Raw genomic sequence first — 15,203 nt, 5'->3', positions numbered from 1 at the left:
TTATCCCAATAAAACCTCATGAATATTAATACTCCCATCTTAAATTGTGTTTTTACAGACATAATTTTGGCAATTCCAGATACTAGACAATCTGCAGTTCACCCTCGGAAGAATTATCAAGCCTATATCAATGAACTTTGTTTGGGTGCTGTCTTACCTTGGTTACAGTCAGACTTCACACCCCAAGCCCAAGTTTGGCCTAATACTACCGCTTTACCCAGTTTTTGGGAACTAGTGAATGGCACTGCTATCACAGTAGACGCAGTGAGATTTATTTTGGTTCCCAGTGAAAATATTGATTGTAGTGAATTGCGTGTACCCCAGGAATGGGTAGATATTCCTACCTGGCTGGGGGATTATTACTTAGGAGTGCAAGTAGAACCGGATGATGGCTATGTTAGGGTTTGGGGCTATTGTACCCATGAACAACTCAAAACCAAAGGTAATTACCAGCCCAGCGATCGCACTTATGCTCTAGAGCAAGATTATATTATTACCGATATGAGTGTGTTAGGGGTAGCGCGAGAATTTTGTAGTGATGAAGTTACACGAACTGCCACTATAGATATACCAACTATACCACAAGCACAAGCGGAAAATTTAATTACGCGCCTGGGAAATCCAGCCATGATTAACCCCGGTTTAACTGTGCCTTTTCTATTGTGGGGGGGATTAATTGCCCATGGAGGTTGGCGACAACGTTTATATGAACAGCGTTTGGGACTACCAGAACAACGCTCAGTCAGACAATGGTTAAACAGCGGTGTGTCGGAAATAGTAGTCGGGTGGGAAAAGATCAATCTGCAACCCAATAGGGCTGGGGCGCGAAATATTACAGAAAATCAACCAAGAGTGACTTTATCACGCCAACTAGCGATCGCGGGTCAATTATATGAACTGGTGATTACACCCCAAGGTCAACCCCAGATCACACATTGGCGGTTTGAGTTACGTCACACCATCATAGGCGCAGCCATTCCGGGCGGTTTTAAACTCAGACTCCTCACGGAAGACTTACAACCATTTCCCAACAATGAAGATATGGCCACCACAGCGGTGGAACAACTTTATATAGAGGTTGCATTAGAACCGGGAGAAGGTATAGTCTGGGAAATAGAACCCCTTCCCGATAACTATGACCGAGAAATCCTCAAATTTTAACGGGAAAACCCCATCTTGACTTTATGCCTTCTCAAATCCCCATAAATCAAAATAAAATCGGTGTTGCAGTTATCGGTACTGGATTTGGGCAAAAAGTCCACATTCCCGGATTTACAGCCCATCATCGCACCGAAATAGTCGCTGTTTATCATCGAGATATTCATCAAGCCCAAACCATCGCCCATACTCATAATATCCCCCACGCCTGCGACAATATTACCGATATTTTGGCATTACCAGCAGTGCAAGGGGTGAGTATAGCAACACCCCCATTTCTCCACTATGAAATGGCTAAAGCAGTCCTGCAAGCTGGGAAACATTTATTATTAGAAAAACCCACAACTTTAAATGTCTTAGAAGCTAAAGAATTATATCAATTAGCCCAAGCCCAAGGCGTAACTGCTATAGTAGATTTTGAATTTCGCTTTGTTCCAGGATGGCAATTATTCGCCGAATTATTAGCTAAAAACTATGTAGGTAAAAAGCGCTTAATTAAAATTGATTGGTTAGGTTCTTCCCGCGCAGATACTGAGCGCCCCTGGAACTGGTATTCCCGTCAAGATCAGGGGGGCGGTGCATTAGGTTCTTTAGGTTCCCACGCCTTTGATTATATCTCCTGGCTATTTGGGCCAGTCAGTAGATTAAACGCCTACTTGAGTACCGCTATTCCCGCACGGGTTGACCCCAGTAATGGAGAATTAAAACCAGTCAATACAGATGATAACTGTCTGCTATCTTTAGAATTAGCTGATGGTACACCTTGTCAAGTTGCGATCAGTGCTGTAGTTTACGCATCTCGCACACATTGGATAGAAGTGTATGGCGATCGCGGTACCCTGGTTTTAGGTAGTGAAAATCAAAAAGATTATATACATGGATTTCGCGTGTGGGGTTCTCAACCTGGTCAACCTCTCCAAGAAATTGAAATACCCAACCGGTTAGTTTTTCCCCAACATTACACCGATGGGCGTATTTGTGCATTTACCCGTGTAGTAGACCAGTGGGTACAAGGAATTGAACGCCAACAGCTAATAGTCCCATCCTTGCGAGAAGGGGTTTATTCTCAACTGTTAATGGATTTATCTCATAAATCTCACACAACATCAAGTTGGATAGATGTCCCCAACCTGGAAAAATTCCTCACTGATTGTGTCTAACGAAGTACACACCAATTTATTCCCTGCTCCAGTATTCCGGTGTTCTGGTGTTCCCTGCTCCCTAAAACTAAAAAACTGTGTACCTCACAAGCATCAGAAATGCTATAGCCGTCAGGGATGATAATTAATAGATGTATCCCTGAACAGCTATGTAGTACCCTGAGATACTAGTTAAATGCAGCGATGAGAGTCATTAGTAAACACGACTAAATGACTTAGCTAGTACGGTCACATGACCAATAGCATAGATACCTACAAAGGCTTCAGCCAACTTAGTTAATGTAGACATATCGCTGACATATCCACCGGTGGTGTAACCGCTGCTGCTACCCCCGGAAATAGCATCTACATCTTTAAGTTCGTTGAGAAAACTTTCGGAATCTTGAAATAATTCCACACCAGCATTGTTGAGTTCAGAAAGAATAATGTTAGCCATTTTATTTGCTCCTCAAGTATTTGTAGCGATAGTTTTTTCCGGAATTAGCCGTCAGGGATGATAATTAATAGATGTATCCCTGAACAGCTATGTAGTACCCTGAGATACTAGTTAAATGCAGCGATGAGAGTGATTAAACTGCACGACTAAATGACTTAGCTAGGAAGGTCACATGACCAATAGCATAGGTGGTTACAAAGGCTTCAGCCAACTTAGTTAATGTAGACATATCGCTGACATATCCACCGGTGGTGTAACCGCTGCTGCTACCCCCGGAAATAGCATCTACATCTTTAAGTTCGTTGAGAAAACTTTCGGAATCTTGAAATAATTCCACACCAGCATTGTTGAGTTCAGAAAGAATAATGTTAGCCATTTTATTTGCTCCTCAAGTAATCTTTGATTTGTTGTTTACTTTTTAACAATTAAACTCAGTTTGCTTAACTGTTACTGCTATTTTTATGCAGTTAAACCAAGAAAGTCAAGGACAAAAACACTTTTAAATAGACTTATAATCGTGATTATTGTCTTATCTAGCTAATAATTTAAGTCTGATAAATCCTTATTTTTTATATATAATCAGCAATAAGCATTAAAATTTAAATTTCCTATAAGGTCGATTTTTGTTAATGTATATTGATGTCATATAGCAGGTAACAGGTGGTTAATATGGTTGCCAAAGATGACATTAATAACCGCGGGTATCGGAAAATCCAGTAGGTACTGTCACCCCATAACAGTGCAAGGTGGGAGGAGACTATGAGAGACTAAAGTAGTGGTAATCAAAATACTGAATTAGCGGCTGTATGTATGGCAGTAGCGATCGCATTTTGGACAGCTATATCTTTCTGAGTTAAAATAATATTCTCAGCAACAGTGCGTTGGGAAATTACAGCACAAACAGCTGCGGCTGCAAACTGATATACTCCGGCCATCTTAAACAGCGTCCCGCATTCCATCTCATAGTTAAGAATATGTAAATGCTGATATTCTTCTGTGATCCCAACAAGTGAGCGCAGTAAATAAGGATTAGCGGAATCAGTCCGTTCCTGTCCCTCAAAGAAAGTATCCACCGATGCAGTAATTCCTAAATAATGCTCAATTTTCAGTTCTTGCGCTGCTTTAACCAAAGCCACAGTGAGAAACGGGTCAGCAGCTGCTGGATACTCCACTGGTGCAATATCATTCGCAGCACCTTGGCGACATAACGCCGCACTGCTAATCACAATACTACCTACAGCTATATGAGGTTGAATTGAGCCGCAAGTACCGACCCGGATAATTTGGCGGATACCCACCTGTAGCAACTCATTCACCACAATACTCAAAGAAGGAGCACCCATACCACTGGTAGCGCATAAAATGGGGCGGCCATTGGGTAAATATCCCATATAGCTATTGAGTCCGCGATTCTCCGACAACAAGCGCACATCTTGCAAATAGGTATGAGCAATCAGCCGCGCCCTTTCAGGGTCACCAGATAACAAAGCCATGGTGGGAGGTGACACACCTAAATCATTTACTCCAAAACCAATATGATACATGATGGCAAAAACTCAGCCTATCTATGGGTTTACCTTAGCAGGTGGTGAAAAAGACACTCTGAAAATCATTTTAGAGGTAACAAAAGTAAATTTCATCCCAGTTCAAGAGCAGAGATGTTGGCTAAACGTTAAATAAACTTGCTTATATAGGGTAATAATTACCAAAAGTACTGTAATCAATGACTTTACACACAAAATACAGTCTGTTATCTGGTCTAAAAACTGGGTTTTATGTCTTAAATGCCAGATGTGATCATAAATCTTAGCATGATGTCAGTTATACTTGCTACAGAATTTAAATTCAGTTAATGTGTAAATTATCAAGAACCAGCTTTATAGCCGCCTGGAAATTTTAGTTACACACCAAAAATAAAAATATGAATAAAAGACAGATTCTGGCTGGGATTGGTCTAGCAGTTACTAGCTGTATCCTAGCTATTACCTTACCTTTAATTAATTTCACACCCTCAGCAGCACAGTCAAACCTCAACTTACTGGTATCTGCGGCTGCTAGTACCAGAGATGTACTCACAGAAATACAGGACATTTATCAACAAAGTAAACCAAACGTCAATATCACATATAACTTTGGGGCTTCTGGCGCACTACAACGACAAATTGAACAAGGTGCTCCTGTAGATATATTTATTTCTGCTGCTAGAAAACAAGTGGATGCACTAGAACAAAAAGGACTTTTACTTCCGGGTACTCGTACCAACCTCGCAAATAACCGCTTAGTTTTGATTGTGCCCAAGAATAGCACGGGCATTAACAGCTTTTTCAATTTAACACAGACTCGAGTTAGGAGAATCGCTGTGGGAGAACCCAGAAGTGTACCCGCAGGAGAATACGCAGACCAGGTATTCAAAAAACTGGGTATTTTTGAGCAAGTGAAGCCTAAATTAGTTTTAGCTAATAATGTGCGTCAAGTTTTAGCAGCAGTAGAAAGTGGTGATGCTGATGCTGGTTTAGTATATGCCACAGATGCCAAAATTTCTAACAAAGTCAAAGTTGTAGTGACTGCTGATGAAAAATACCACTCTGAAATTGTTTATCCCATGGCGGTAATTAAAACCAGTAAAAATATCCCTGCTGGGAAAGAATTTCTCAATTTTTTATCAAGTAATCAAGCAAAAGTTATACTCAGGAAATACGGGTTTATTGTCAGTTAATAGCATATCGTGGTTTTGTGTCCTTTTTTCAAGAATGCTGAAGGAGCATAGATGAGGAACAGTGGTACTGGGCAAGATGACCACACCACAATATTTCTATAATCTTCTGTAAATATACACAAATTACCAATTAATATGGATTTATCGCCCCTGTGGATCTCACTAAAGACCTCACTACTGGCCACAGTTATTACCTTTTTCCTGGGGATTTTGTCCGCTTACTGGATGTTAGGATATAAGGGTAAAGCCAAGTCATTCATTGAAGGAATCTTTGTCGCACCTTTGATTTTACCACCTACAGTTGTAGGCTTTTTATTACTACTATTTTTTGGGAGAAATGGCCCTGCGGGTAAACTGATACAGCCGTTTAATTTCAGCATTGTTTTTACTTGGTATGGTGCTGCCATTGCTGCCACTGTGGTATCATTTCCCATCATGTATAAAACAGCTTTAGGAGCCTTTGAACAAATTGATGGCAATCTTTTACGAGTAGCCAGAACCCTGGGAGCTTCTGAATCAACCATCTTTTGGCGGATCAGTTTACCCCTCGCATTTCCCGGAATTGTGGCGGCCACCAGTTTAGCTTTTGCGCGGGCTTTAGGTGAGTTTGGGGCTACCCTGATGTTAGCGGGTAATATTCCCGGACAAACTCAAAATATCCCCATGGCAATTTATTTTGCTGTGGAAGCAGGGGCGATGAATGAAGCCTGGTTTTGGTCGATCGCGATCATGAGTATTTCCCTATCGGGCATTATTGCAGTTAACTTGTGGCAAGAAAACCGGGGGAAGAATAAACAGCCAAGTTCGCCATTTCCCATAGGACTGAGAAATCAGGAATATCAGAAATGTCAAACTGCTTCTCATCCCGATTTATCAGGATTATTTGTAGATATTGACAGAAAACTTCCCGGCTTTGATCTGCAAGTATGTTTTAGTGGTGATGGTAATACCTTGGGGTTGCTGGGAGGTTCAGGCGCTGGGAAAAGTATGATTTTGCGCTGTATTGCTGGTATAGAAACACCTACAAAAGGAATGATTATTTTAAATGGGCGGGTGTTATTTGATTCTCGTAAGGGAGTTAATTTACCTCCACGCGATCGCCGCATTGGTTTCTTAATGCAGAATTACGCTTTATTCCCTCACATGACTGTGATGCAAAATATTGCTTTTGGTTTACCTCAAGGGTTATCGAAGTCAGAGATTAAACAACAGGTACAAGCGCAATTACTAGCTGTCCAGTTACAGGGATTAGAGAACCGCTACCCCCATCAACTTTCGGGAGGACAGCAACAACGGGTAGCTTTAGCCAGAGCTTTAGCCATCAAACCAGAAGCATTACTATTAGATGAACCATTTTCCGCCCTAGATACATACCTGCGCCACCAATTACAAGAACAATTAATTGAAACTCTGAGCACTTATTCAGGGGTGACCCTATTTGTGACCCATAATCTAGAAGAAGCCTATGAGGTATGTCAACAGTTGTTAGTCATGTCTCAAGGTCAAATTATTGCTAACGATGATAAACAAAATATTTTCGCCCATCCCAATACTTACACCACAGCCCAGTTAACAGGTTGTAAAAACTTTTCCCCAGTCAAGATAGTATCTGAGAATCAAGTTCAAGCTTTAGATTGGGAATGTACTCTCAAAGTCAGGGAACCTTGGCCTACATCTCCCGCTTATATAGGTATTCGCGCCCATCATCTAGACTTTACAGATCACCCTCATGGTGAGAATACTTTCCCGTGCTGGTTAATCAAGACTAGGGAAACACCCCACAGGGTAACGTTATATTTACGACTGCACAATTCAGTCAGTAACGGTGATGATTATCACTTGCAAGCCGAAGTATTTAAGGAGAAATGGGTTAATTTAAAATATAAACCTTTCCCATGGTATGTGCGTTTAGATATGGGGAAACTTTTTTTAATGGAGGAGTAGAAAAAATCCCCAGTGATATTTTACTGGGGATGAGATACAAGCTGGAAACATAGTATTTCAGTGAATTTTGGCCGTAAACAAGGAGGACTAAAGACCTCATTAGGAAGTTTTTCCGGAATTTTATTCAATACCAATCAGAACATCCGTTGCTTTGACTACCGCATAGACTTCTTTACCAACTTCTACACCAAGCTTTTCAAACGAGGACTTAGTGATAATTGAGGTAACTTCAACTCCAGGTACAATTTCAATCACAATTTCTGCATTAACGGCTCCAGGTGTCACTTCCTTGACTTTACCTTTTAGAGAATTACGTGCGCTAATTTTCATTTTTCACTCCTTTTTCACTCCTCTTGTTGACTCAATGAAGTACATTTAGGCAAGTATTATAGCATAGTGTTATATTTGCTTGCGAAAAACTAAGAATGGGTGTGAGGATTCAATTAAAGCAAAAATACCTGCATCCTCACTGGTCTGGAAAATTGGATTTTAAGGCTAAGTAGTAAATAATGTTTCCGGGGCGATAGCGCCAGCGCTGCTGCAGATCGCATCACATCAACACAATCATCACCATTTCGCGCTATTTTAAAGAAGAAACCACAAAAACTGAACGCCTAAAACGTGGTCAAAGACCAACTTCGCAACAAGTTAAAACAAACCAGAATCCGCTTGGGTATGAGTCAGCAAGATTTAGCTAATTTGGCTGGCGTTACTCGTCAAACTATTAGCGGTGTAGAGTCAGGACAATATGCACCATCCACTACTATAGCCCTACGATTGGCAAAAGCCCTGGGTTGTCAAGTAGAAGATTTATTTTGGTTAGAGCAAGATTTACCGGAAATCACCGCAGTACCAGCCTATAATGTACCCCTAGGTGAGGGGTTACGGCTAATTTTAGCCCAAGTCGGTAATCAATGGATTGCTCATCCTTTAATTGGTCAAGATGCCTTCCGTACTGAAATGATACCAGCCGATGGGGAAGGCGATCGCCTACCTGGTAAAAATACCATGGTCGTCCAGTTGCTAGATGAACCGGTAAATCTTCATGATACAGTGATTTTGGCAGGTTGTGCGCCCGCTTTGTCCCTATGGGCGCGAGCAGCGGAACGTTGGCATCCTCACTTGCGAGTACACTGGATTTTAGATAACAGTATGACAGCATTGCACCGACTGCGCCGGGGGGAAGTTCATCTGGCGGGTATGCATATGTACGATTCCCAGACGGGAGAATATAACACACCCTTTATCCGTTCTATCATCAAAGAGACGACGACTGTGTTAATTAACCTAGGTATCTGGGAAGAGGGGATGCTCACCCAACCCCATAATCCCTTAGGATTAAAAAGTATTGCAGATTTAGCCCAACCTGGTGTCACCATTGCTAACCGCGAAGCTGGGTCAGGTAGTCGCCAAGTATTGGAGCGATCGCTGCAAGAGGCAAATATACCATTTACAGCCGTCAAGGGATTTGACCACATTCTCCACGGACACTTGGAAGTAGCCCAAGCAGTAGCTACGGGGAAAGTGACCTCTGGTATCAGCACTGCATCTGTGGCCGCAGCCTTTGGCTTAGGATTCATCCCTTTACAAGAATCAAGATACGACTTAGCTGTTCTCAAGCCATACTTAGATGAAGCCCCTGTACAGAAATTACTGGGTACCTTAGGACATCGGCGGGTACTCTCACAGCTAGAGGCGATCGGGGGTTATAATACCAGTCAGACTGGGGAAATAGTGGCTACAATTGAACCAATTACAGGTAATTCCTAATTCATGTTTGGGCGTTTTAGTTTCCTGAGAACTTTCAATTTTTTAACGCTCCTGGTAATAATTCCTGCACCTGTTCCAGGGAGTTGAAAACTCTATAAGCTAAACTGCTAATTTCAGGGGATGGTTGTTCAATATCGGGAACCATAATCGGACACATCCCCGCTGCAAAGGCTGCTTTTACACCCACACATGAGTCCTCAAACACCATACACTCTGCGGGGGGAATGTTTATCCGGTGACTAACTTCTAAAAAAATATCTGGTGCTGGTTTACCCTCAGCTACATCTTCGCTGGTGACTATGGTAGTGAAATATTGGTTAATCCCCGCATTTGTTAAACGTCTGATGGCTCTAGTGCGTCCAGTTCCGGTGGCTAAACTAATGATTATACCCAGGTCATTGAGTTTTTGCAGCAAATCTAAAACCCCCGGTTTCATTGCTAGACCTTCTCGTAGTTCCCGCTCATCACCAATGGCGATACGTTCGATGGTCACGGACTCAAATGGTAAACTTTCTCCGTAAACTTTTTTGAGTATTTTTTTTCGCCATGATAAGTCTCGCCCTACCAGTGACCTGTATAAATTATCGCTCATTATATAGCCATGATTTTTGAGCGCCTGTTTCCAAGCCCATCGAGCAATACTTTCTGTATCAAACAGCAGACCATCCATATCAAAAATCGCAGATCGGTAACTTGATAACACTTTGACGACCTCAATGGTTATTATATTTAACTATTTAACAATGTTTTACGGTAACTAACAAACATCTGTAGAGTCTCATAGTCAATAAGGTTTTAGGCTCAGTTATTTTGAGAAAATATGTATTTTTTTTCTAAAAAGAATCTAAATAATCTCCCAAAGGCTTTGATAAGTAACATGGTTTACGGTATTCATATTCATGAATAAATTATTAGTAGATGAAGTGGTCATAAATAGGATTTAGGAGAATATTGTGAATAAAAATTTATTAGCTTTTTTAGCTAGTATAATTTTCAGTGTTCTCACCATAAACCTGATTAAAATACTGAATCTACCTACATTTGTTACTTTCAGTATTGCTATTTATTCCAGTTATATATTGATGTTTTTTGTCCTGTTACATCAGTATATCTCTCAACATAGAAAAAAAATTAAATAAATTTGTCTCCAGTCTCTGCGTTATGCCATGGTCTAATCTATGATGAGTGTTGACTGTTGACTGTAAACAGTTGTATAACCCTATACCTTTGTTGCAATGCCTTTACGTCACACCTTATCAAAATCTGATATTGAACTTTCCTATTTAGAGTGGAAACAAGGAAAAGTACCTTTACTGTTGTTGCATGGTTTAGCTGATAACGCTTTGGTGTGGTCTAGGTTGGGATATGACCTAGCCTCACAATACCACATAGTTGCCCCCGATATGCGTGGTCATGGTGAAAGCAGCAAGCCAGAAAATGATTATACCTTTGCAAGTGCGATCGCTGACCTGGAAGCGCTCATGGATCATCTGGGATGGTCTTCTACCCATGTGGTCAGTCACTCTTGGACAGGAAAACTCGCCGCTATCTGGGCGAGAAAAAACCCCCAGCGCTTACGCAGTATGGTTTTAGTTGACCCGATTTTTATCTGGAAAATGCCTAGTTTATTGCGGTTAACTTTCCCCCTGTTGTACCGTTACCTATCTTTCCTTAAAGGTATGGGACCGTTTGCTAGTTACGCAGAAGCTGAAGCACAAGCGCGTCAGTTAAAACAATATCAAGGATGGAGTACTTTACAACAAAAGGTATTTCAAGCCGGAATTGAACAAAAAGCCGATGGGAGTTGGGGTAGTAAGTTTACTATAGCCGCACGCGATCGCATTTTTGCAGATGTCATGTGTGAACCGGGTTTTATTTCCCCCGTTGATACCCCTACCCTGTTCATACAACCAGAACGAGGTTTGAACCGCCAAAACTGGCAAATTAAACCTTACAAGACTTATCTAACAAACTTTTGCCTTTGTCAAGTTCCGGGGAATCATTGGCCATTTTTGACTGAACCGGAAGCATTTAACCGAACTGTAGCAGCATTCCTGGCAGAACGTAAATAAAAACCGCCTAACTTTGACTTTATTTGATCATGAGCCTTTGTATTAATCCAGTTTGTCCTCAACCTCATCACCCGAATCATCAAAACCGGTTCTGTCAAAGTTGCGGTTCCTCGTTGGAATTACTAGGACGTTATCGGGTGCTCAGTTTGTTGAGTGACAAAACTGGTTTTAGTAAACTCTATGCAGCTACCGCAGAAAACACGCCAAAAATCCTTAAGGTCTTAAATCAAGAGTTATCAAATGATCCCCAAGCAGTAGAATTATTTTCTCAAGAAGCTTCTATTTTGTCAACTCTAAATAATCCAGTTATTCCTAAGTTTGAAGAATATTTTCAGTATGAAACTCGCAATGGTTTGATTCTCCACTGTATGATCATGGAAACAATGGAGCAGCCTAATTTAGATGTGTGGCTAGAGCAGCAAAATACCTTCCTTTCCCCTGGGGATGCAGTGGATTGGTTAAAACAATTTTTACCTAACAATGTGCCCCCCACACCGCCATTAAAGAAAAAGAAAGTACCCTTAGGAAGACTATTCGCCGCTCTGTTAGTTTCTCTGGGGATTCTGGGTTTAATCGCTTTATTCATATATTCTCCCCAGTTTACTACCTTGACAGCATCAAGACAATCTCCCCAAAGAAAAGGTACGGTTGATTACTTCCCTTATCAAGAAGGTATGGATAGTCAAGGTAAAATTGCCCAGTTTAATATAGCTGTTTTATCGGTTAAATATAAATGGGTAACCGGTAGTAATTTTCAAGTTCAAGATGATGGAGAAATTATTAGTCTGGATGTTTTAAACTTAAAATTACAGCAAGACAATATACAGGAAATAATGGAAGCACCCAGTGAAATTATTGCTGTGGGTGTTGCTAGCTGTGGGGGGAAAATAGGAGTCAAGGAACGCCTGGCTTTAGAACGTTCTCGACAAATTCAACGTTTAGCAACTAGGTTATTTGAAAATACCCCCAGTGTTAAGGGTTATCGCTTGTTAAACCTGGGTCAATTTCAAGGAGGTGACTGTGATCAAAATCAGGATTTGACGGCATACCAAAGAAGTGTCATGATTATTGGTGTGAAGGAAGTACCACCAGGTCTGATTTTAGATGAAGCCTTAAGAGATAGGTTAGCAAATAAACCTTTTGCTGATTTTAAGTTAGAAAATTATTCCCTGGGTTCCATCAAAGATTTTAAAACTTTGGTCAGTAAATAAAAAAATTAACTAAATATTTAACTAAATATTTAACTTAATAGTAAAAGTAGCCCCTAGTCCTGAACCGGGACTATAGGCCTCAATAGTACCCCCGTGTAATTCTACCAAGTGACGGGCGATCGCTAAACCCAGTCCCAAACCAGTTTGTTGATGACTGCACTCGGCTTGATGATATCTTTCAAACACGTGGGGGAGAAAATCTGGTTTAATACCCACACCGGTGTCACTGACTTGGATAAGTATTGAAGACTCCCCATTTTTTACTAGTCGCACTTGCACTGTGCCACCAGATGGGGTAAACTTAATAGCATTAGAAAGTAAGTTACCTAAAACTTGTAATAATCGGTGAGCATCACCAACTATAGGGGGAATAGATTCATCGATGACAGATTCTAAATGAATGCCCTGGTGGTTGGCATCGGGGTAAGCGGCTTCTAAGGCTGCTTGCACGAGACTGACCAAATTAACTGGGTGAAATTCTAACTTGATCTGACCGCGAAGGATACGGGTCATATTTAACAGGTCTTCTAACAGTTTAGACTGAGATTTAGCACTGCGTTCGATGGTTTCTAAGGCACTGTCAACCGTATCTCGAGGTAGTTCACGAGTTCGCAGTAGTTTAGCCCAACCAAGAATGGCATTGAGTGGCGATCGCAAATCATGAGATACCATAGCCACAAACTCATCTTTAGTTTGGTTAGCTGTTTCCGCAGCAGTTCTGGCTGCTTGTTCTAGCTGTAAGAGCCTATCCCGTTCAGCTTCTAATTGTTTGTGCTGGTCTATATCAGTGCTAGTACCAAACCACTTAATTACCTGTCCTTGGTCATTCTTAATTGGTAAACCCCTGGCTAAGTACCAACAATAGCTACCGTCAAATTTCCTGTAGCGGATTTCCGTGTTCATAGCTTCTCCTGTCTCCCTGGCTTTGATCCAGGAGTGGATAGCTGAGGGGAGATCATCTGAATGTATAACCTTTCTCCAGCCCATACCTAGGGCTTCCTCAATGGTTTGGCCAGTAAATTTACACCACTGTTGGTTTACATACTCGTATTCACCTTCAAGATTGCAAATCCACACCAGTTGTGGAATAGCATTAGATAAATAACGGTAGCGTTCCTCACTGTCACGCAAAGCGGTTTCAGTGGCTTTGCGATCGCTAATGTCTGTAGCACTGCCTACGGCTCGTATAATAATCTTACCATAAGGGTCTCTGACAATTATGCCCTGATCTAATATATGGCGATACTCCTGGTCTTTATGAAGTATCCGATACTCCATCGTATAGTATTGACCCTCAGTGAGAACATTTCTCCATTGCTCTCCCACACGCTTTCTATCTTCGGGATGAATTTTCCCTATCCACCATTTATGGGTGGGATCTGCTTCTGCTAGGGAATAACCCAAAATTCGGGTTAACCCCTCCGTTCTGCTGACAGTATTATTCTTAAAATCTATGTCATAAATTAGGCAATTAACAGCAGCAGCTGCTAGTTGAAAACGCTCATTACTTAAACGCAGCTGTTCCTCTACTTGCTTACGCCCAGTGATATCAAAAGCCGTACCCACAATCTGGCGTGGCGAACCGTCAATACTCCTTTTAAATACAGTATCCCGACTGACAAACCACCGCCATTGACCATTGGCGTGGCGCATCCGGTATTCAAATTCGACAATTTCACCATCCTCGGCGGAGTTGATGAGTTGCAGGTGTCTAGGAAATAGTCCCCAATCTTGAGGATGCATTAACAATGGGAGCAACTGAGTACCCATGTCCTGAATTTCTTGGGCGGTATAACCAAGCAGTTTGGTAAATTGATTATTAGTATAGATATTCTGCTGTTGAATTAAATCATAAACGTATAACATCCCCGGTATAGTATTGGTAATAGCTTCGATAAACTGCTGACTGTGGCGTAATTGGTCTTCCGCCTGTTTTTTGGCGGTGACATCTCGCCAAGAAGCAACGAAGCCATCCCCCATTTTAGTGATGCGAATGTCAATCACTTTAGCTGATTGCAGTCTCCGGTCACAAGCAGTCCAAACCAGGGACTCTTTCTCTAAAGGCTGACCTGTTTCCACAACTCCACAACATTCATCAAACAAGCCATTATCGCGCATATTCAGGAGAATGTTACACAGATATTCCCCCTGGGCGCCTGATATAATTTGGCTAAATTCACAAGCTGCGGCGTTCATGTAATCCACACGAAAGCCCAGGATTTCTCCCGTCTGGTGACGCACAGCCGAAAAAATGCCGAAACAATCCAGCATATTCTCAATGGAAGTGCGGAAACGTTCCTCACTGCGTTGCAGCTCTTGACTGAGTTGCACATTTTTAATCGCTGAGTGAATCGTTGAGCGCAAACGCTCACCAGTGGTTTGTCCTTTAACTAAATAGTCTTGAACACCACTTTTCATCGCGGCTACAGCTACAGTTTCATTACCATAACCAGTTAACATAATCACTGCTGGTATGATTTTCTGTGACTGCTGTTGTAATTCTGCCAAAAATTCCAAGCCATCTAAGTCTGGTAGTAGAAAATCTAATAAAATCGCATCAGGTTGAAACTGCTTACACAATTGCAAGGCTCCTTCCCCTGACTCCTCTTCCATAACTGTGTAGATGTATTCCTGGTCTTGGAGTAAATAACGACGATAGGCTTGGCGGTCTTCCTGACAATCATCGACAATTAAAACAGTAAACGGTTCTGTCATAACTATTTGCTAACAGCTGTG

Annotated in this window: 13 protein-coding genes; 7 read left to right on the top strand and 6 right to left on the bottom strand. The window is 41.5% G+C overall.

Features of this window, described 5'->3' with window-relative positions; genetic code table 11:
* Window positions 1-18 precede the first annotated feature (18 nt).
* Window positions 19-1,161, top strand: coding sequence for a DUF1822 family protein (locus IM676_RS04570; protein ID WP_200989127.1), 1,143 nt, complete (start codon window positions 19-21; stop codon window positions 1,159-1,161).
* 23 nt (window positions 1,162-1,184) lie between these two features.
* Window positions 1,185-2,318 (top strand): Gfo/Idh/MocA family protein, encoded by a 1,134-nt coding sequence (locus IM676_RS04565; protein WP_200989126.1) that lies wholly within the window; start codon window positions 1,185-1,187, stop codon window positions 2,316-2,318.
* 193 nt (window positions 2,319-2,511) lie between these two features.
* On the opposite strand, the gene IM676_RS04560 is transcribed toward IM676_RS04565, so the two are convergent.
* The 3 genes from IM676_RS04560 to IM676_RS04550 form a co-directional block, all read right to left on the bottom strand.
* The gene (locus IM676_RS04560) at window positions 2,512-2,754 is read right to left on the bottom strand and encodes a hypothetical protein (protein ID WP_200989125.1); all 243 of its coding nucleotides are present in this window, start codon (window positions 2,752-2,754) and stop codon (window positions 2,512-2,514) included.
* Window positions 2,755-2,887: 133 nt separating this feature from the next.
* Window positions 2,888-3,130, bottom strand: a complete 243-nt coding sequence (locus IM676_RS04555) for a hypothetical protein (RefSeq protein ID WP_200989124.1) — start codon at window positions 3,128-3,130, stop codon at window positions 2,888-2,890.
* 406 nt (window positions 3,131-3,536) lie between these two features.
* Complete coding sequence (locus tag IM676_RS04550; protein ID WP_200989123.1) at window positions 3,537-4,298, bottom strand: nucleoside phosphorylase; 762 nt, start codon at window positions 4,296-4,298, stop codon at window positions 3,537-3,539.
* Between the two features lie 377 nt (window positions 4,299-4,675).
* On the opposite strand from IM676_RS04550, the gene modA reads away from it, so the two are divergent.
* A complete protein-coding gene (gene modA / locus IM676_RS04545; protein WP_200989122.1) occupies window positions 4,676-5,470 on the top strand; it encodes a molybdate ABC transporter substrate-binding protein in 795 nt (264 codons plus the stop codon).
* Window positions 5,471-5,599: 129 nt separating this feature from the next.
* Complete coding sequence (modB, locus tag IM676_RS04540) at window positions 5,600-7,414, top strand: molybdate ABC transporter permease subunit (RefSeq protein ID WP_200990080.1); 1,815 nt, start codon at window positions 5,600-5,602, stop codon at window positions 7,412-7,414.
* Window positions 7,415-7,534: 120 nt separating this feature from the next.
* Here the strand turns inward: modB and IM676_RS04535 are convergent, their stop codons facing one another.
* Window positions 7,535-7,744 carry a TOBE domain-containing protein gene (locus IM676_RS04535; protein ID WP_200989121.1) on the bottom strand — a complete coding sequence of 70 codons (210 nt, stop codon included), beginning with the start codon at window positions 7,742-7,744 and terminating at the stop codon, window positions 7,535-7,537.
* A 291-nt stretch (window positions 7,745-8,035) separates the two neighbouring features.
* Between IM676_RS04535 and IM676_RS04530 the strand changes: the two genes are divergently transcribed.
* Window positions 8,036-9,184, top strand: a complete 1,149-nt coding sequence (locus IM676_RS04530) for a substrate-binding domain-containing protein (RefSeq protein WP_200989120.1) — start codon at window positions 8,036-8,038, stop codon at window positions 9,182-9,184.
* A gap of 34 nt (window positions 9,185-9,218) precedes the next feature.
* Here IM676_RS04530 and IM676_RS04525 read toward each other — a convergent pair whose 3' ends face one another.
* On the bottom strand, window positions 9,219-9,887 hold the full coding sequence (locus IM676_RS04525) for an HAD family hydrolase (RefSeq protein ID WP_200989119.1): 669 nt from the start codon (window positions 9,885-9,887) through the stop codon (window positions 9,219-9,221).
* 532 nt (window positions 9,888-10,419) lie between these two features.
* Between IM676_RS04525 and IM676_RS04520 the strand changes: the two genes are divergently transcribed.
* Window positions 10,420-11,256 carry an alpha/beta fold hydrolase gene (locus tag IM676_RS04520; protein ID WP_200989118.1) on the top strand — a complete coding sequence of 279 codons (837 nt, stop codon included), beginning with the start codon at window positions 10,420-10,422 and terminating at the stop codon, window positions 11,254-11,256.
* Between the two features lie 29 nt (window positions 11,257-11,285).
* Window positions 11,286-12,467: an inactive serine/threonine-protein kinase VRK3 gene (locus IM676_RS04515; protein WP_200989117.1), complete on the top strand. Its 1,182-nt coding sequence runs from the start codon at window positions 11,286-11,288 to the stop codon at window positions 12,465-12,467.
* A gap of 21 nt (window positions 12,468-12,488) precedes the next feature.
* Here the strand turns inward: IM676_RS04515 and IM676_RS04510 are convergent, their stop codons facing one another.
* Window positions 12,489-15,182: a hybrid sensor histidine kinase/response regulator gene (locus tag IM676_RS04510; RefSeq protein ID WP_200989116.1), complete on the bottom strand. Its 2,694-nt coding sequence runs from the start codon at window positions 15,180-15,182 to the stop codon at window positions 12,489-12,491.
* Window positions 15,183-15,203 lie beyond the last annotated feature (21 nt).

The organism is Anabaenopsis elenkinii CCIBt3563 (assembly GCF_015245355.1).
Lineage (GTDB): Bacteria > Cyanobacteriota > Cyanobacteriia > Cyanobacteriales > Nostocaceae > Anabaenopsis > Anabaenopsis elenkinii.
The sequence above is the reverse complement of the archived record's forward strand: the minus strand, read 5'-3'. Positions and strand labels throughout refer to the sequence as shown.